This is a genomic window from Bacteroides sp. 51 (genome assembly GCF_010500965.1).
Taxonomy (GTDB): Bacteria; Bacteroidota; Bacteroidia; order Bacteroidales; family Bacteroidaceae; genus Bacteroides.
Genome location: NZ_QVMI01000014.1, coordinates 48,262 through 65,703, shown reverse-complemented (window position 1 = coordinate 65,703; position 17,442 = coordinate 48,262). Strand labels below are relative to the sequence as shown.

Genomic DNA, 17,442 nt, shown 5'->3' with positions numbered 1-17,442 from the left:
TAAAATGGAATTATTTCTTATAGATTTTGATCACATAACCTCCACCCGAAGCCATTGAGATTGGCAATTTACGATTCGCGGGGATATTGATAATTTCTTTTTTATAATCGCGCGCTGCTCTGTCGGCATTGATACCATCTTTAAACACTTCGCCCTCAAAGTTGCCCGAACCCAGGAAAGAAAGATCAAGAATCATATCGCGCTTATCCCAGTCTGTCAAAGCACCTACATACCAGTTATCGCCGTTTTGACGCGCGATGGCCACATATTTGCCAACTTCTCCATCCAAAGAGATGGTATTGTCCCATATTGTTGGGATTGTAGCGATAAACTTAGTACACTCGGGTTCTTGCATGTAATTCTGAGGATTGTCGCACAGCATATTCAGTGGAGATTCAAAGATTACATATTCTGCAAGCTGGCGACAACGCGTTCCCTGACTCATTGCTTCACTGTTTACCGGTCTGTAATTTCCCTTTATTGCATTGCGCATTGCACCTTGGGTATAATCCATTGGTCCTGCAATTTGACGAATAAATGGGATCGTTACATCATACGTCACCTGATCCAGTTCAGGACCCGACCATTTCAGCTGCTCCAGACCATTTACTCCTTCGAAGTTGATGACATTCGGGTAGGTACGTTGCAATCCGGTTGGTTTATAAGTTCCGTGATAGTCAACTAACATTTTGTATTTAGCGGCAATTTCTGCTCCACGACGGTGGAAATCAACCATCGGCTGATCGTCTATATCCATAAAGTCGACCTTGAAACCTTTTACGCCCATAGCACTGTAATGCTTGCAAATGCCTTCGACATCTCTGTTGAAAGCATAATATCCGGCCCAAAGGATGATCCCTACATTTTTGCTTTCGCCATATTTTATAATTTCGTTCAAGTCAATTTCTGGTACTACCTGATACAAGTCGGCCTTTAAATTTACTGCCCAACCTTCATCCAGAATAACATATTCTATGCCATGATCAGAAGCAAAATCAATATAGTATTTGTATGTTTCGTTGTTAACACCTGCGCGGAAATCAACGTGATATAGATTCCAGTCGTTCCACCAATCCCAGGCCACCTTACCGGGTTTCACCCACGAGTAATCTCCCTTTGCAGGGGTTGCCAGTTTATATACCATATCGTTATCTGTCAGTTCGGCGTCTTTGCTGGAAATGATTACGGTGCGCCACGGGAAGCTTGTTCCTTTATTATAGGTAGCCAGATAATTCTCTCTTGATTTGACTAACCCTTGCAGTTTGTTGTGTCCGCCCTGTTCAATGGTCTTTGGATAAGGTGCATATCTGCCACTCAGCGAATTGGTTTTATTGCCCGGATAAAGAAACATTCCCGGATAATCCATCAGGTCGGCCTCTGCAATACAAAGCTTTTTACCTTTTACTCCTTCTACCAGAAGTGGCGATATTCCGAGACGTTCTTTATCCCATTCGGATAGGGCTATGTGGTGGTAGGGTTGCTCAAAGGAATTTTCGTATTGTTCTTCAAGAGTACCTCTCCTATTTGCATAGGCTACGAATATGTTGTTATTCGCAGGGAAGTTAAACTCGGCTTGCTCATTTTCAACGATGAAAGGTTTCTTAGAGAAGGATACAAAACGGTAGGCAATTCCGTCATTATATGCTCTGAAAATAATGTGGTAATCTCCTTTAAAGCGGAGTGTAAGTTCATTGTAGTTATCGGCAATTTTATTCCTTTTATAGATAACTGCATCAATTACCTCATTCACGGTCTTTGTTGACGAGCCGGCTAATTTTGCATTTTTGCCCCATGTCGTACCGTTTGCCAGAGTCATGGAGATGGCGGACTTATCGAGCATTACATCGCCCTCATGAGACACGGTGTATTCAACAATATCTCCTACTGATACTGTGGCCTTTAATTTACCATCGGGTGCTTGTACTGTAAACACCTTCTGGGCATTTACCGCACCGGCAAACAGGATTAATAAACAAATTAGTGCTGCTTTCTTTCTTTTCATGGTTCTTTTTTATTTTAAGATTTAAATATAATGATATTAATGTGAGTTCAGCGTTTGTCTCACTACAAAACTACATATATAACATTAACAATCGGTTCGCAGGTAGGCATCAGGTAGATTTTCAACACAGCATGATCAGCATACAGTTCTGTATATCAATTATTTAATATTTCCATTTAAATTAAAACAGGTAGAAAGAGATTGTAGAATAATAGAAAACAATGAATAGATTAATCTTATTTCTACTTACTATTCTCTTTTTTTCCACAACAGCAGGAGCCAACGAAAGAGATATATTATTGAAGGAACTCGACCAGAAAGTGAGGGACCGGCACTCCCCGCAAACGGTGTATAATAACCGCACAAAAGTGAAGAGTAAGGCAAGAAATAAGGAAACGTTCGAAAACGATGTGATCAGAATCGGAGATTATAAGTTTAATTTTGAATGTTGATTCTTTAAATGATTCTATTTAGCTATAGTTACTTTTTTTCCTCTAAGAATACTGATTGTATAGCATGCCAATCCAGCCCAAACGAAGGCAAAACAGATGAGATATTCTATACTAAAAGATTCGCCATACACGAATACGCCAAGAAGTACCTGGAGCGTAGGGCATAGGTATTGGATAAAACCCATTGTGGATAAAGGGATGACTTGTGCCGACTTCCCGAACCAAAGAAGCGGAATGGCAGTAACGATGCCACTTAAAACCAACAATGAACTTGTTGTGGCAGACGAAGGAAAAAAAGGTATCCCCACTCCACTTCCGGCAGTATAAAATAAAAAGGCCAAAGCGAACGGACAAACCACCATTGTTTCTACCGTAAGTGCGGGCATGGATTCAAGATTGGCTTTCTTTTTCAGCAGTCCATATAAACCAAAAGTCGTGGCAAGGGCTAAGGATATCCAGGGAAACTTTCCATAACTAATGGTAAGGTATGTAACGCCGATAAGAGCCAGCACGACAGCCACTTTTTGCATGGTAGCCAGTCGCTCTTTTAAGAACATATAGCCCAGGAATACGTTTACCAACGGGTTTATATAGTAGCCTAAACCGGCCTCAACAATATGGTTAGTTTCAACGGCATAGATGTATATGCCCCAGTTAGCACTAACAACAAAGCCTGCCAGACCGAGCCTGAGCAAAAGTCGGGGTTGCTTTACGTAACTGATGAATGTTTGCCGGTTGGTGAGCAGTACCCAGACGAGGAGAAATATAAACGACCAAACGATGCGATGAGCCAGTACATTTACCGCAGGCACCCCTGTAATGGCTTTCCAGAAGATGGGGAAAAGTCCCCAGACAATATAACAGCCCAAAGCATATATAATGCCCTGGTTATAACTTAATTTCTTATGATTCGATTGCATGGTTTGCTTGTTATTCTTCTTCCGGTTCTGTTTTTTGCTTCCCGCCCCGGTTTCCGACCTTATCTTCACGAACAAATTCGACTCCTTTAAACATGGGATATGTTATTCCCACGCCGGGTGTGCGTTTGAAACAAGGCGTAAACTGAACGGTCAGGTGATTTATTTGCTTCGAACTAACTTCCTGTGGTGTGCTCACTCCGTTTCCGGCCGAGTTGGCCTTGATGGTGAATGTTCCAAAGCCATCGAGGTGTATCGTTTCGCTGTTTAGCAAATGATGACGGAAACTACGGAGTAAATTCTGGATCACACTGTGTACATCTCCCCGCGAAAGGGCCGATATATCGGATAGTTCTTCGGCTAATGTATCGGTCGTAACTCTCTTTTTTATTTTAACGATATGGGGAAACCACTTCTTCTCTCCATCCTCGGAAGTCATATTGCTTTGTACGGGTTTATAAATTAAAGGCATAGTAGATATTTTTTAATAAATTGACAATATTGATTGTACAGTTAAACTGCATATACTTAACGCCTGGCTTAACTGTACGGTAAAGATAGCGTGTTTTTACTTAATTTGCAAAAAGGAGGAAGAATAGCGCTGTTTTTCGCAAAGAATAGCGCTGTTCTTCCAGAAAAACAGCGCTATTCTTCATCTCTTATAACGCTCAAGTGTAGAGAGGCTAAACGTTAAGTGAAGATTCTTTATTCGTTGAGTGCAGAAAGTATAGATATGAAGTAAAAAAAATGCAGGTATCCGAGAATACCTGCATTACATTAAATAAAGAATCAGAAATTAGCCTTGCGCTTCTTAACCTCCTCTATGAGCTTCGAAAAGGATTTATCCCTTTTCCGTTTCTCATGTTCGGACGTGGAGAAATGCCATGCCTCGCGCCGGAGTTTCAGGTAACTATCATACACCTTACGGTCTAACGCACCGCTGTTTACAGCTTCCAGAACCGCACAACCAGGCTCGCCCGTATGTTCGCAATCCTTGAAACGGCACGATCGTGCGTAGTCGGAAATATCCAATACCTCTGCCAGAGAATCCGTATTATCAATAGCCAGACCAAATTCACGAACGCCCGGAGTGTCGATTAAAACACCCGAACCGTCCATCAACACCATTTCCCGGCGGGTCGAAGTATGCCGCCCCTTTCCGGTAGATACGCTGATATCGGATGTGAGCAATACCGCTTTTTCGCAAACTGCATTCACCAAAGAACTTTTCCCGACACCCGAGGAGCCGACAAACACCACCGTTTCGCCTTCTGCTATCGACTCGCGCAACCGGAGAATCGTTTCGGGTTGATAAATACTTGTGAAAAACACCGGTATCTGACGGGCAACGTGTTCAATCTGCTCTTCCACCCTCTGCCTGTCAAACCCCATATCGGCTTTATTGAGAACCAGTACGGCATGGATGTTTTCCTCTAATATCTGAACCATAAAGCGCTCGGCCCGGCGCACATTGAAATTATCATCCAGGCTTTGCACGATAAACGCCTTGTCAACATAAGAAGCAATGGCTTGCTTATCGGCAACCGTTCCGCTTTTCTTGCGATACAACGTCCGCTCGCGCGGCAGCATATCAACGATAATTCCTTTATGATCGTCGAAGGGCTGGAAAATTACCCAGTCGCCCGTGCAAGGCAACTCAAACTCCGACTTTCCGTACATCATACTCCCCGTCAGTTCGCACTGAAACAAGCCTGTTTCGGAAACGACCTCATAGCATGTGCGGTGTACCACCGATACACGGCCATGAGCAAGAGCGCTATATGTTGATTCCTGTTTTAGTTGGTTTAGCTTATCATTCCAACCATACATATTTAAATTAATCATTGTACTATCTTTTTTTTGCGATAAAAAACGTATAGCCATAGAATTCTTTATACTTGCGGTATAACACTTCTTCATGAAATTGAAGGGAGCTGAATTCTTCGGCTGCTTTATTTCCGGCATGTTTATTAAGAAAAACCTCCTGGGCCGCCGTCTTTTTAGCAAAGTAATGCTCTGTCCAGCAGTTTTCCGGCAGAACGAAAGTGGCCACAGGAAGATACCCGGCTTTATGTATCTTGGCTACCTGATTAGGAATAGTATCTATTTCAGGATACGCATCTACCCAGAAATCATGAATTTCCGCCGGCCGTTCGTCAGTAAACCACGAGCTTTCGGAAACGGCGATATAACCTCCTGTTTTCAGAAACTTACGCCACTCATTCAGTCCCCGTTCAAAGCCAATATTATAAATAGCACCTTCCGACCAGATCAGGTCTAGTTCTTCCTGCCCGAAAGGAAGGTCGTCCATTGAACCGACAATACCTCTTACCCTGTCTTGCAAACCTAAACGGCCTGCATTATGATTCAATATCCGGATAAAATCGGGAAACAAGTCCAATCCGGTAATCTGTCCCGGCGCATGCTGCGCCAGGACCATCGTCTGACCACCTGTTCCGCAGCCGATATCGGCGATAAGTGATTTATCGGTAAGGTTATCTATAAAACTCAATGCCTTGACCGTTACTTCCGGGCTTCCGGGCCCTTGACGTTCCATATTGGAAAAGAAATCGCAAATTAATTGTAGATCGAATTCGTGAATAGTTTTATTTTCGTTACTCATTGTCTTAATGTTTTTTGCATACACGCGAGGGAGGGCATAACAATGCCTTCGTCATTGTACGCAGATTAAAAAACTTGAATTATAATAATATAGAAATCACTCCCGAAAAGAGTTATCCGAGAGTAAACGAAAGGACAATCTGTAGAAGAAACACAGATTGTTTACTAAACCAAATCCGATTTAAATGTCTTAGTCATGCCGCAAAAGTACGCAATATTTTGTTTGAAGCAAAATATTGCGTAATAAAAACAACCAGATCAACAATCTGTATGTCATTACATCCTGTCTATCAGGATCTTCCTTGCCATTTCTCCGTTTACACTATGATTCTCTCCGAAAGCAACCCCACGTTCATTGAAACGGCGTTCAACCTCTTCAACAGTATCCATGCCTATCCCCTCTTCGCTAAGACGGGTGGTGTGACCAAGCGAACGGAAAAATTCGTCGGTTTTCTCAATAGCCTTATCAATACGCTCATCGCGCGTTCCTTCGGTGATGCCCCATATACGCTCACCGTATTGGATAATCTTATCACCTTTGCTTGCGCGCAACAAATTCATTGTACCGGGCAGAACGATAGCCAGCGTATGCCCATGCGAAAGACCATGCAATGCAGTCAGTTCATGCCCAATCATATGCGTAGCCCAATCTTGCGGAACACCGCCCAACGCCACGAAGCCATTGAGAGCCATAGTTGCAGAAAGCATAAACTCGGCCATCACATCGTAGTTACGTTTATCCTTTCTTATAAGAGGAGCTATTTCAACTACCGTATGAAGAATGCCCTCTGCCCAACGGTCCATCAAGCGCGAAACGCCGGGCACCGTGAGGTACTGCTCCATTACATGTACAAAAGTATCGGCAAGCCCATTGGCTATTTGATTATCGGGAAGCGTGAAAGTCGTTTCCGGATCAAGAATAGAAAATACAGGATAATTAGAGAAGAAACCAAACTTTTCTTTCGTCTCCATATTCGATATTACAGCACCCTGATTCATCTCCGAACCTGTTGCAGGCAGAGTAAGAACAGTTGCCAGAGGAACCGTATTTGTATCATAACCCTTGAGCACTAAATCCCATGCATCGCCATCGTACAGCAGCCCGGCCGATATAAGTTTCGTTCCATCAATCACAGAACCACCACCCACAGCAACAAGAAAGTCTACTTTTTCTTCTTTTCCCAGCACAATAGCTTTTCGAAGAGTTTCAATAGTAGGATTAGCCTCAATTCCCCAGAACTCTACAGTATAGAAACCCTTAAGAGCTTCCACAACCTGACTGTACACATTGTTCTTTTTGACGCTACCGCCACCAAAAGTTACCATCACACGTTTTCCGGCGGGTATATGGTTTGCTAATTCTGAAATCGTTCCTTTGCCCATGATAAGCTTCACGGGGTTCTGAAAAATAAAGTTGTTCATAACAGTTATCTATTATTGCGTTAATAAAAAATACATTACTTAAACGTTTTCCGTTTGGTGATGCAAATTAAACACTTCATCGGGTGATGTTGTTTTTCTGAAAAGCTATAAGTTTGTTTTCTTAAACGTTACCTACAGATGTATTGAAACCCTCCTGGTATGTTCCTTTCTTTGTGATTAAAGACGGAGAATATCCGAATTGTTTCTTAAAAGCTGTAGAGAAGTGAGACAAGTTTTTAAAGCCTACATCCAGATAAACCTCGGAGGGCTTCTGCCCTTTGTTGTTGATGAGATTCATAGCCTCTTCCAGTCGCTTCCTGATAAGCCAACGGTTAGGTGTTTCATTGTAGATACGAGCAAAATCTTTTTTGAAAGTAGACAGGCTACGCCCGGTATAATGGGCAAACTGCTCAATGGAAAGATCACATTTATAATTGTTTGCCATAAACTCGGCAAGATCGGTCTTCCAGGGTTCAGCGAAATCAAACAATATCCCTCCCAGCTCGGGTTTGAGTTGCAGCAGAGTAAAAACAGCCTCTTTCAATTTAGCATCCATCAGTTCCTTTGAAGGGTATTGTTTGGCATTAAAATATTGTTCGAGCGACAAGAACAGACCGTCCAGAAAAGGATGCTTATCCAGCATCACATGATTTGAACCACCTATGAACTTCCCTGCATTAACCGGAAGGGCAATGTGCTGTTCGGAAAACATTTTCTTAAGAAACGGGGTTTTGAGTTGTAGGAAAAGACCTTTAAAACTCTCCCCATTCTTTGCAGGCTGTTTTATCTTTTTTATCAAGTGGTTACGTTTCAGGAAGAAAGAATCACCTTTCTTGAAGACAATACGTTTTTCTTTTGTCACCAGTATCATCTCACCGGAACAGATATACACCAACATATGATCAGTTACCATCTCCTCGCACAACTTATCATTTTCAACATAACAGCAGAAAAATGTATCCAGATAGTTGTATATGACTATATCGGATTTTGTATTCATATTTTTTAATTGAATGATTCGGATGCTAAGATAAGCATGTTTTCTTAAAAGTTAATTGGTTATTAAAAAAATAATCTACGCGAATTCATTATATTTCTTCTATAAATAGAATGAACACAGAGACACGGAGACACAGAGAAAAATAAAAAAACTCTGTATCTCCGCGTCTCTGTGTTCATTAATTCTTTTTATTCAACTCATTTATAAATCATTCTTTTTATGTAAGTTTGCGATGCAATTATAACCCGTTAATTGATAATACCCCAATTTAAAACGAGGATGCACATGAATACCGATTTTGTAAACCTAACAACAGAAAATCTTGCCAATGAGCATTTATGCTGTATTATCCGCAGCAAGAAGCCTCATCAAGGTGTTGAAGCAAAGCGACAATGGCTTTCCGAGCGGCTAAACGAAGGTCATGTCTTTAGAAAATTAAATGAAAAGGCTACGGTTTTTATCGAATATGCTCCTCTTGAAACAGCTTGGGTCCCCATAACCGGAGACAACTATTATTATCTGTATTGTTTATGGGTTTTGGGCAGTCACAAAGGAAAAGGATACGGGCAATCATTGATGGAGTATTGTTTGGCCGACGCCAAAGAAAAAGGCAAATCCGGTATATGTATGCTCGGAGCGAAAAAACAGAAGTCCTGGCTTTCCGACCAATCATTCGTAAAGAAGTACGGTTTTAAGGTTGTTGATACTACCGATAATGGATATGAATTGCTTGCACTCTCTTTTGACGGAACAACGCCAAAATTTGCACAGAATGTAAAAACTCCAAAGATTGAAGACAACAAGTTAACAATTTATTACGACATGCAGTGCCCTTATGTTTATCATGCCATTGAGATGATAAAGCAGTATTGTGAAGAGAATGATGTTCCTGTGTCTTTAATTCAAGTAGATACGTTGCAGAAAGCAAAGAATCTACCTTGTGTTTTTAATAACTGGGCTGTATTTTATAAAGGAAATTTTGAGACGGTGAATTTGTTAGATGTAGAATACTTAAAGAGAATACTCAAAAAATAAAAACCAATATCACCCAACAAGCTCAATGCCCTGTAACGTAAGAATAATAACCACCAGATAACGGACAAACATGCCTGCCAATACACAAACACTCACAATCCAAACATTGGCCCTAAGGTAACCCAAAGCAAGAACTACGAGATTCCCAATGACAGGAACCCAGGAGAAGAAAGCCATATAAGTACCTTTGCCATTCAACCAGTCTATAATCTTCTGAACTTTATCAAGACGTACATTGGAGTGTTTTTCTATCCACTCTGTTTTTCCTTGGCGCCCCAGGTAATAATTGACCATGCCTCCCATCGCACCACCAACGGCAGCCACCAATAGGCAAATACGGTAGTCCAAACCGGCAACAACAAGTGCCACCACAATAATATCCGAACTAAACGGCAGGATAGTTGCTGAAATAAAACAGGCTATAAACAAACCGACATAACCCAGCCCGATCAGTGCTTCAATCATAGATCCAGCCTCCGTTTTATTCCCGCTTTCTTCATATAAGCCTCTACCATACGGATAACATCCTCGCCATACTTTTCAAGCACTTTAGCACCAAAGAACGGAATACGCTCCAATTCAGTGGTGCTGGTAGGTAAAGTATTCACAATACCCAGAATTGCTTTCTGCCGAAGAATAGTATATACGGGTAATCCTGATTTCGCAGCTTCTGCATTTCGCCACCTGACCAACGCTTTATATAATTCCGGATGATCTATATCGGAAGATACTTCAACCTTCTCCACTTTAGATGAAGTAATAGTCGTCTTTGTTTTCTTAACTCCCGACTTTGTTTGTCCCTTTTTAGCCACCGGAGCAGGAGTGGATAAAGCCACAATAATATGTGCTTTATTCTTCAAATAACCAGGAACAGTAAATCCATTTGTGGCTGTATGCTCCAATGTACCCAGCTTAATCTGTACCAATTCTTTCAATGCAAAGAAGGCTTCTTCAAAACGCTTCTTAAGCTCCTTGTTGTCCAGCTCTATTTGAGTCTTACGAATCAGTACTTGTAAAATATCTTCCACCTTTTCATGAAAATAACGAGCCCCGGAAGTAACCCGCTCATTCAATACCGGGTCCTGAGCATAATCCGGGTTCAGCATCAACTCTGCATAACGTCCCTGAAAAGCATTGGCAACCTTCTCAATCTCACTCTGAAAGCGTTCAAAGTGCATTTTGTAACCTTGCAGGGTCTTAGGATAAAGGTCATAAAGGAACTCATCGAATAAACGAAGCAGTTGTGAGAAGTGCCTCCTTATACTAGAAAAACCAAACTGTTCGCACAGCAGCTCATAGTAGTAACTACGTTGTAATTCATTTAAACGGTTTTTATCAGGAAAACTACTCTCTACAGCACGGGTAAAGTCGCTGATCGAATCATCATTGATGACCGATTCGCGAGTTAAAGGCGAACCAAGCACCATCCCTTCTAAGGTTTTACATCGGCTCAGGGCAACGTAAACCTGTCCGTGTGCAAAAGACATATTGGCATCAATAATCGCACGTTCGAAAGTCAATCCCTGACTCTTATGTATGGTGATCGCCCAAGCCAACCGGATGGGGTATTGTTTGAAGATACCTTCTACTTCCTCGGTTATTTCTTTGGTCGCCGGATTAAGCGTATATTTGCTATTGGTCCACTCTTCATGGCTCAGAGCGAAATCTCTGCTATCGCCTTTTCCCAACACCATGATATGATCGCGCCCTACAGCAGTCACTATACCAATCTTACCGTTATAATATCGCCCTTCACCCGAGGAATCATTCTTAATGAACATAATCTGGGCACCTTTCTTTAGTTGCAAATCCATATCGGCCGGATAAGCCGTTTCAGGGAAGTTCCCTTCGATAACTGCTTTAAAATTAAAGGACTGTCCGGGCAAAGCGGCCAACTGCTGTTCATTTACACGTTGTGCCTGGTAGTTATGGGTAGTCAAACGAATATATCCATCGTCCTCATCCGGTTGAAAATTGGGTATATAACGCTTATTTAATTCAAAAAGTACCTGATTATCAATATCGTTTGTACGTATTCTATTCAACAATGCAACGAATACATCATCACTTTGCCGATATACTTTTTGTAACTGAATCGTTATATAGTCTGTTTCTTTGAGTGCATGACTACCAAAGAAAAAAGAAGTATCGTAATACTCACTCAATAAAGCCCAATCACTTTCTTTCACTACAGGAGCAAGCTGTTGCAAATCGCCAATCATCAATAACTGTACCCCACCAAAGGGTTTATGCCTATCCCGGTAACGTCGTAAAACGGCATCAACAGCATCCAGCAAATCGGCACGAACCATACTGATCTCATCAATCACCAGAAGGTCCATACTACGGATAATACTGATTTTTTCTTTACCGAATTTATAAGGAGATTGTGCGGAAGTAAACTTACTCTCGGGAATATAAGGAGCGAATGATAACTGAAAGAAAGAATGAATAGTTACCCCACCCGCGTTAATTGCTGCAATCCCCGTAGGGGCTACAACAATCATTCTTTTAGGGGATTTCTCTTTTAGCTTACGAAGAAAAGTGGTTTTACCGGTTCCCGCCTTACCTGTTAAAAAAAGGTGCGAACCGGTATTCTCTATACATTGCCAAGCGAGCTCTATTTCTGTGTTTAAGTCCATTAATATGCTTTTTCGACAAATTTAAGCATTAATAGCGAGAGTTACTTCATGCTACCGCTAATAATATCAAGCAACTCATTGGTGATAGTCTGCTGTCTGGTCTTATTAAACTGTTTGGTCAGGTCATCGATCAATTCATTAGCATTATCCGTGGCAACTTGCATAGCCATCATACGGGCAGCATGCTCAGACGCAGCAGAATCAAGTGATGCTGTAAAGACTTTCAGTTTTAAAACAGTAGGTAGTAAACTGGCAATAAATTCCTCAACAGAAGGTTCAACAATATAATCAATTCGTATTTTCCGTTTGGAAGTTTTTTTCTCAGCATTAATTTCCTCTTCTTCCGCCTCTTCCTCAACATGCGTTAAGTCAATAGGCAGGAAAGTGGCATCCATTAATTCCTGGGCACCAGCAGATTTAAAGTGATGGAAAATAACCTCCACTCTATCCAATTCGCCGGCAATAAAAAGATCCATTACATTCTCAGCCAGTTTTGCAGCTTCATCGTATGACGGCTTATCTGCTATATCCTGAAAAGTTCCTTCCGGAGTAAATCCCAGTCTCTTCACTGCTTCCTCTATCTTCTTGCCTACCGGATATACTTTTATATTCTCTTTGTCCAACGTTTTATATCTGTCTGTAACCTCAACAAAACGTTTAATGACATTTGCATTAAAAGCACCACACAAAGAAGAATTGGAAGAGAATACAATAATTCCCACACGTTTCACCTCTCTTTGAACAGTAAAAGGACTATCTAGTGAAACATCCATTGAACTGAGAAAATCCGTCAAAATCCGGTTCAACTTACTTTGATAAGGCAACATATTTTCAATTGCATTCTGAGCCCTATGCAGCTTGGCAGATGCAACCATCTTCATCGCAGATGTTATCTTACGTGTACTCTTTACAGAGCTTATTCTACCTTTTACTTCTTTTAATGAGGCCATAGGTTATAAATATTGTTTAGCTACCATTGCGGCAGTTTCTTCAATCGCTTTGGTTACTTCATCATTAATCTCTCCCCTCTTCAGAACATCCAGCACATCAGTCTGATGATTGAGTTCCAGCGTTTTGAGGAAACCCTGTTCAAAATCGGCGACACTATCGAGCGGAACATTTTTCAACAACCCGTGTGTACCGCAATAAAGAACAGCAATCTGCTTTTCTACAGGCATGGGCGAATATTGCTTCTGAATCAACAGTTCCGTATTTTTCTTTCCCTTATCCAAAGTAAGCATAGTTACTGCATCCATATCACCACTAAATTTAGAGAATGCTTCTAGTTCACGATACTGCGCCTGATCTATCTTCAGTGTACCCGCCACCTTCTTCATCGACTTGATCTGTGCATTACCTCCTACACGCGATACAGAGATACCCACATCAATAGCCGGACGACTACCTTCATTGAACAAGTTGGTATCAAGGAAGATCTGTCCATCCGTAATAGAGATCACATTCGTAGGAATATAAGCAGAAACGTCACCGGCCTGCGTCTCAATAATCGGCAGAGCTGTCAGCGAACCACCACCTTTTACCTTATCTTTCAGACTCGGCGGCAGGTCATTCATTTCTGCAGCAACCTCTTGTTGGTTGATAATCTTAGCAGCACGTTCCAGTAAACGAGAGTGTAGATAGAAGATATCCCCCGGATAAGCTTCACGTCCGGAAGGACGACGCAAGATCAGAGACACCTCACGGTATGCTACCGCCTGTTTAGACAAATCATCGTAAACCACCAGAGCATGACGTCCGGTATCGCGGAAATACTCGCCGATAGCAGCTCCAGCAAAAGGTGCATAATATTGTAGAGCAGCAGGATCACCAGCAGTAGCAGCAACTACAATCGTGTAATCCATTGCACCAAAGTCACGCAACGTATTTACCAGTGATGCCACAGTAGATGCTTTCTGACCTACAGCCACATATATACAATACACAGGATTCCCAGCATCATAATTGGCTTTCTGATTGAGAATAGTGTCAATAGCAATAGCTGTTTTCCCCGTCTGACGGTCGCCAATGATCAACTCACGTTGCCCGCGTCCAATAGGAATCATGGCATCAATTGCTTTTAATCCCGTCTGCAATGGTTCATTTACCGGCTGGCGGAAAATAACTCCCGGAGCTTTCCGTTCAAGAGGCATCTCGTAGAGTTCGCCACCAATCAATCCTTTACCATCCAACGGTTCTCCTAACGGGTCAATCACACGTCCCAACATATTCTCGCCCACCATAATGGATGCAATATGCTTTGTACGCTTAACTGTAAACCCCTCTTTTATCCTATCTGTAGGACCAAGAAGCACAGCACCAACATTATCCTCCTCCAGGTTCATCACAATGGCTTTGATACCATTCTCGAACTCCAGAAGTTCATTGGCTTCGGCATTCCTCAACCCATAGATACGGGCTACCCCATCGCTCACCTGAAGAACAGTACCAATCTCATCAAGCTGTACACGGGCATCAATCCCCTTCAACTGACGAAGAAGTACATCAGATACTTCGCTTACTTTTATATTATCCATTTTATTTACGATTTAACTATTTACGATTTACGATTGATGTAACCCGCCTTTCCATCCGCAGACTTCCGGCTCCTTCATCCATAACCTTCCGGCTCTTTCATCCGCAGGCCTCCGGCCTCATTTGTGAAGCGTTAAGCGAACGTTTAAGGTGTAGCGTCAGAAGGGGCTTCTGTCTGAGCGAAGCGAGTTTGAGCCCCTTTAGTGTAACCTTGAACGTGAGTAGCATAACAAATGCAGCCTTGAACTTTTCTTTTTGGTATCTTTTTCTTTTGGTTCAAGCCAAAAGAAAAAGTACATCAAACAATCCTTTTGTTCTTATCAATAAACTGTTGCTTCACCCTCTTCAACTGCGTCGCTATACTTGCATCCAGTCGATAGTCATTGATATCAAAGACGAACCCTCCTTCAATCGAAGGATCGATCACAGTTTGTAATTTCATCTCCGCATGCACAGTAGCAGCAGCCGTTGCCTTAATTCTATTCTTTGTCTCATCATCTACCGGCACAGCCGTAATCAATGTTCCCACAGCAATATGCTTTAGTTGATAATACAATTGAATATAAGTCAGGCACATAAACTGAAGATAGATTTCCCGATGTTGCTTTATAACCAACCGGATGAAGCGAACAAACGCCACACTAGGTTCTGCATCGCCAACAGCCGCTATAGAAATCAACTCCAACTTATCCTTCGCTTTCAGTATCGGATTATCGAGAGATTCACGCAATTGAGGAAACTTAGCAAAGCTCTTACTCAGCATTTTAATCTCCTGATATAGTGTATCTTCTACCCCCTCCTCCTGTGCATAAGCGATTAATGCTTTAGCATAGTGCATTGAGATCGTTCCAATATCCATAACACGGGTTTAGTTACGTTTATTAATTACTTCATCCAGCATTCTGTCGATCATTTCCATCTGTTCATCGTCACTATCCAAGTTCTTACGAATGATTTTCTCGGAAATATCCACAGCTAACACTGCAACCTGACGACGTATCTTGCGGATAGCCTCGTCCTTCTCTATCTGAAGTTGTTTCTTGGCAGCGTCCAGTTCTTTCTGGGCAGCAGCCTCGGCTTGTTTACGAGCATCATAAATAATCTTTTCACGCTCTTCCATAGCCTCTTTCAGAATTCGTCCTTGTTCTTTATTGGCAGCCGCAACCAAAGCATCACCTTCGGCCTTGAGCCTGGACAATTGTTCGTTTGCTTCACGGGCCACCTCAAGAGACTGGTCGATGTACACCTTACGGCCTTCCACCATTTTTATAATGACCGGAAAACCGTACTTGGCCAGCACAAAGAAGACGATTCCGAATGAAAGAAGCATCCAGAACAACAGGCCGGTATCGGGTACTAATAACGACATATCTCTTTAGTTTATTATGTGAACAATACTAACAAACAAACAACCAGGGCGATAATAGCTACCCCTTCAATAAAAGCAATAGCAAGAATCATATTCGTACGAATATCACCGGATGCTTCTGGCTGGCGACCAATAGCTTCCATTGCAGAGCTGCCAATTTTACCAATCCCAATACCTGCCCCTATAGCGGCAATACCTGCTCCGATAGCTGCTCCCATTTTACTTAGAGCTGCCGATGCAACTGCTGTTTGCAATAACGCTGCTAATAACATAGTTTTTTAATTTTGAATTAATAATTTTGAATTTTAAATTCTCTTATATTTTTATACGGTTAATCATCACTTATAACTATACAATTATATTTCAGTTTTCAACCTTCTCCACTTCATGATGTGGCTGAGCCAATCCAATGAATACAGCAGAAAGCATAGTAAACACATATGCCTGAATAAAAGCAACCAAAATTTCCAGAGCGTTCATAAAAATGCTGAAAGCTACGGAAGCTACGGTCAAAGAGCCAAACAAAGCCGGTCCCATACTGGATGCAATAAATATCAGGCTAGTGAGTACCAGAATCGCCATGTGCCCGGATAACATATTGGCAAAAAGACGAATCATCAAGGCCACAGGCTTAATAAATACGCCAAAGAATTCAATAAACGGCATCATCGGTATAGGTAACTTCAACCATAAAGGTACATCAGGCCAGAATATTTCTTTCCAGTACTCCCTCGAAGCAAACACATTTATAGCAATAAAGGAACATACCGAAAGCACCAAAGTTATTGCAATATTACCCGTTACGTTAGCTCCACCAGGAAAGATCGGAATCAATCCCATAAAATTGTTAATCAGGATAAAAAAGAACGCACTTAACAAGTAAGGAGCGAATTTCCGATAATTTGGCCCTACACCACTTTTGATCACATCATCATTGATCGTCATAATAAGCATCTCCATCAGTCCGACAAAACCTCCGGGAGATTTAGCACCTTGCGGCCTCTTTTTATACCACTGGGCAACACTCAGAATAATGACAATAAGTATAAGACTATTAAGCAACATGGAGAAAGTGACCTTGGTAATCGAAATATCAAAAGGGCGAACTTCTTCTCCGGCAGCATTGCGTTCCACAAGCTTACCTTCATATTGACTGCCTTCGGGAGCAATATAAAATCCTTCATATTCCCCACCATTGTGGTGCAAGGCTGACGACATAAATACATGCCATCCTGTAGATTGGCTATATACAATAATTGGCAAAGGGACATATATGGAGGTCTCTCCGATATCTGTAATATGCCATTCGTATGAGTCTCCGATATGACCAAAGACAATGCCTTTTACATCCACCGGTTCTTTTTCCACATTCTCCTGGGCATAGACAGAAATGCTCATAGAAAGCATGAATAAGAAGGCTAAAGCCAATATATGATAGACACGTTTCAT

17 protein-coding genes are annotated in these 17,442 nt (G+C 41.8%); 2 read left to right on the top strand and 15 right to left on the bottom strand.

Features of this window, described 5'->3' with window-relative positions:
• Window positions 1-10 precede the first annotated feature (10 nt).
• Window positions 11-2,002 (bottom strand): glycoside hydrolase family 97 protein, encoded by a 1,992-nt coding sequence (locus D0T87_RS11965; protein WP_163175368.1) that lies wholly within the window; start codon window positions 2,000-2,002, stop codon window positions 11-13.
• Window positions 2,003-2,223: 221 nt separating this feature from the next.
• Here D0T87_RS11965 and D0T87_RS11960 point away from each other — a divergent pair, with 221 nt between their 5' ends.
• On the top strand, window positions 2,224-2,454 hold the full coding sequence (locus tag D0T87_RS11960) for a hypothetical protein (protein ID WP_163175367.1): 231 nt from the start codon (window positions 2,224-2,226) through the stop codon (window positions 2,452-2,454).
• A 14-nt stretch (window positions 2,455-2,468) separates the two neighbouring features.
• Here the strand turns inward: D0T87_RS11960 and rarD are convergent, their stop codons facing one another.
• The 6 genes from rarD to D0T87_RS11930 all read right to left on the bottom strand — a co-directional run bounded on the left by rarD (window position 2,469) and on the right by D0T87_RS11930 (window position 8,415).
• On the bottom strand, window positions 2,469-3,374 hold the full coding sequence (rarD, locus tag D0T87_RS11955; RefSeq protein ID WP_163175366.1) for an EamA family transporter RarD: 906 nt from the start codon (window positions 3,372-3,374) through the stop codon (window positions 2,469-2,471).
• A gap of 10 nt (window positions 3,375-3,384) precedes the next feature.
• Window positions 3,385-3,843 carry an HU family DNA-binding protein gene (locus D0T87_RS11950; protein WP_163175365.1) on the bottom strand — a complete coding sequence of 153 codons (459 nt, stop codon included), beginning with the start codon at window positions 3,841-3,843 and terminating at the stop codon, window positions 3,385-3,387.
• Window positions 3,844-4,160: 317 nt separating this feature from the next.
• Window positions 4,161-5,216, bottom strand: a complete 1,056-nt coding sequence (rsgA, locus tag D0T87_RS11945; RefSeq protein ID WP_163175364.1) for a ribosome small subunit-dependent GTPase A — start codon at window positions 5,214-5,216, stop codon at window positions 4,161-4,163.
• Between the two features lie 4 nt (window positions 5,217-5,220).
• Window positions 5,221-5,994 (bottom strand): class I SAM-dependent methyltransferase, encoded by a 774-nt coding sequence (locus tag D0T87_RS11940; protein ID WP_163175363.1) that lies wholly within the window; start codon window positions 5,992-5,994, stop codon window positions 5,221-5,223.
• 275 nt (window positions 5,995-6,269) lie between these two features.
• Window positions 6,270-7,415 (bottom strand): iron-containing alcohol dehydrogenase, encoded by a 1,146-nt coding sequence (locus tag D0T87_RS11935; RefSeq protein ID WP_163175362.1) that lies wholly within the window; start codon window positions 7,413-7,415, stop codon window positions 6,270-6,272.
• 121 nt (window positions 7,416-7,536) lie between these two features.
• Window positions 7,537-8,415, bottom strand: coding sequence for an AraC family transcriptional regulator (locus D0T87_RS11930; protein WP_163175361.1), 879 nt, complete (start codon window positions 8,413-8,415; stop codon window positions 7,537-7,539).
• 285 nt (window positions 8,416-8,700) lie between these two features.
• Here D0T87_RS11930 and D0T87_RS11925 point away from each other — a divergent pair, with 285 nt between their 5' ends.
• Window positions 8,701-9,450 carry a GNAT family N-acetyltransferase gene (locus D0T87_RS11925; protein WP_163175360.1) on the top strand — a complete coding sequence of 250 codons (750 nt, stop codon included), beginning with the start codon at window positions 8,701-8,703 and terminating at the stop codon, window positions 9,448-9,450.
• A 9-nt stretch (window positions 9,451-9,459) separates the two neighbouring features.
• On the opposite strand, the gene D0T87_RS11920 is transcribed toward D0T87_RS11925, so the two are convergent.
• From D0T87_RS11920 to atpB, 8 genes are all read right to left on the bottom strand, one after another.
• On the bottom strand, window positions 9,460-9,915 hold the full coding sequence (locus D0T87_RS11920; RefSeq protein ID WP_163175359.1) for a YqaA family protein: 456 nt from the start codon (window positions 9,913-9,915) through the stop codon (window positions 9,460-9,462).
• Window positions 9,912-12,092, bottom strand: coding sequence for an HRDC domain-containing protein (locus D0T87_RS11915; RefSeq protein WP_163175358.1), 2,181 nt, complete (start codon window positions 12,090-12,092; stop codon window positions 9,912-9,914). The genes D0T87_RS11920 and D0T87_RS11915 overlap by 4 nt, the downstream gene beginning before the upstream one ends.
• A gap of 41 nt (window positions 12,093-12,133) precedes the next feature.
• On the bottom strand, window positions 12,134-13,042 hold the full coding sequence (locus D0T87_RS11910) for a F0F1 ATP synthase subunit gamma (protein WP_163175357.1): 909 nt from the start codon (window positions 13,040-13,042) through the stop codon (window positions 12,134-12,136).
• Between the two features lie 3 nt (window positions 13,043-13,045).
• On the bottom strand, window positions 13,046-14,626 hold the full coding sequence (gene atpA / locus D0T87_RS11905; RefSeq protein WP_163175356.1) for a F0F1 ATP synthase subunit alpha: 1,581 nt from the start codon (window positions 14,624-14,626) through the stop codon (window positions 13,046-13,048).
• Window positions 14,627-14,922: 296 nt separating this feature from the next.
• Window positions 14,923-15,483 (bottom strand): F0F1 ATP synthase subunit delta, encoded by a 561-nt coding sequence (locus D0T87_RS11900; RefSeq protein ID WP_163175355.1) that lies wholly within the window; start codon window positions 15,481-15,483, stop codon window positions 14,923-14,925.
• Window positions 15,484-15,492: 9 nt separating this feature from the next.
• On the bottom strand, window positions 15,493-15,993 hold the full coding sequence (atpF, locus tag D0T87_RS11895) for a F0F1 ATP synthase subunit B (RefSeq protein WP_163175354.1): 501 nt from the start codon (window positions 15,991-15,993) through the stop codon (window positions 15,493-15,495).
• A 14-nt stretch (window positions 15,994-16,007) separates the two neighbouring features.
• Window positions 16,008-16,265, bottom strand: a complete 258-nt coding sequence (atpE, locus tag D0T87_RS11890) for an ATP synthase F0 subunit C (RefSeq protein WP_163175353.1) — start codon at window positions 16,263-16,265, stop codon at window positions 16,008-16,010.
• A gap of 91 nt (window positions 16,266-16,356) precedes the next feature.
• Window positions 16,357-17,442 (bottom strand): F0F1 ATP synthase subunit A, encoded by a 1,086-nt coding sequence (gene atpB / locus D0T87_RS11885; protein ID WP_163175352.1) that lies wholly within the window; start codon window positions 17,440-17,442, stop codon window positions 16,357-16,359.

Bases quoted from the DNA above. Each gene is read 5' to 3' on its own strand.
- D0T87_RS11960 (WP_163175367.1), top strand. From the start codon at position 2,224: ATGAATAGATTAATCTTATTTCTACTTACTATTCTCTTTTTTTCCACA.
- atpE (WP_163175353.1), bottom strand. From the start codon at position 16,265: ATGTTATTAGCAGCGTTATTGCAAACAGCAGTTGCATCGGCAGCTCTA.
- D0T87_RS11940 (WP_163175363.1), bottom strand. From the start codon at position 5,994: ATGAGTAACGAAAATAAAACTATTCACGAATTCGATCTACAATTAATT.
- D0T87_RS11950 (WP_163175365.1), bottom strand. From the start codon at position 3,843: ATGCCTTTAATTTATAAACCCGTACAAAGCAATATGACTTCCGAGGAT.
- D0T87_RS11915 (WP_163175358.1), bottom strand. From the start codon at position 12,092: ATGGACTTAAACACAGAAATAGAGCTCGCTTGGCAATGTATAGAGAAT.
- D0T87_RS11935 (WP_163175362.1), bottom strand. From the start codon at position 7,415: ATGAACAACTTTATTTTTCAGAACCCCGTGAAGCTTATCATGGGCAAA.
- D0T87_RS11925 (WP_163175360.1), top strand. From the start codon at position 8,701: ATGAATACCGATTTTGTAAACCTAACAACAGAAAATCTTGCCAATGAG.
- atpA (WP_163175356.1), bottom strand. From the start codon at position 14,626: ATGGATAATATAAAAGTAAGCGAAGTATCTGATGTACTTCTTCGTCAG.
- D0T87_RS11910 (WP_163175357.1), bottom strand. From the start codon at position 13,042: ATGGCCTCATTAAAAGAAGTAAAAGGTAGAATAAGCTCTGTAAAGAGT.
- rarD (WP_163175366.1), bottom strand. From the start codon at position 3,374: ATGCAATCGAATCATAAGAAATTAAGTTATAACCAGGGCATTATATAT.
- atpF (WP_163175354.1), bottom strand. From the start codon at position 15,993: ATGTCGTTATTAGTACCCGATACCGGCCTGTTGTTCTGGATGCTTCTT.
- D0T87_RS11965 (WP_163175368.1), bottom strand. From the start codon at position 2,002: ATGAAAAGAAAGAAAGCAGCACTAATTTGTTTATTAATCCTGTTTGCC.
- D0T87_RS11920 (WP_163175359.1), bottom strand. From the start codon at position 9,915: ATGATTGAAGCACTGATCGGGCTGGGTTATGTCGGTTTGTTTATAGCC.
- rsgA (WP_163175364.1), bottom strand. From the start codon at position 5,216: ATGATTAATTTAAATATGTATGGTTGGAATGATAAGCTAAACCAACTA.
- D0T87_RS11900 (WP_163175355.1), bottom strand. From the start codon at position 15,483: ATGGATATTGGAACGATCTCAATGCACTATGCTAAAGCATTAATCGCT.
- atpB (WP_163175352.1), bottom strand. From the start codon at position 17,442: ATGAAACGTGTCTATCATATATTGGCTTTAGCCTTCTTATTCATGCTT.
- D0T87_RS11930 (WP_163175361.1), bottom strand. From the start codon at position 8,415: ATGAATACAAAATCCGATATAGTCATATACAACTATCTGGATACATTT.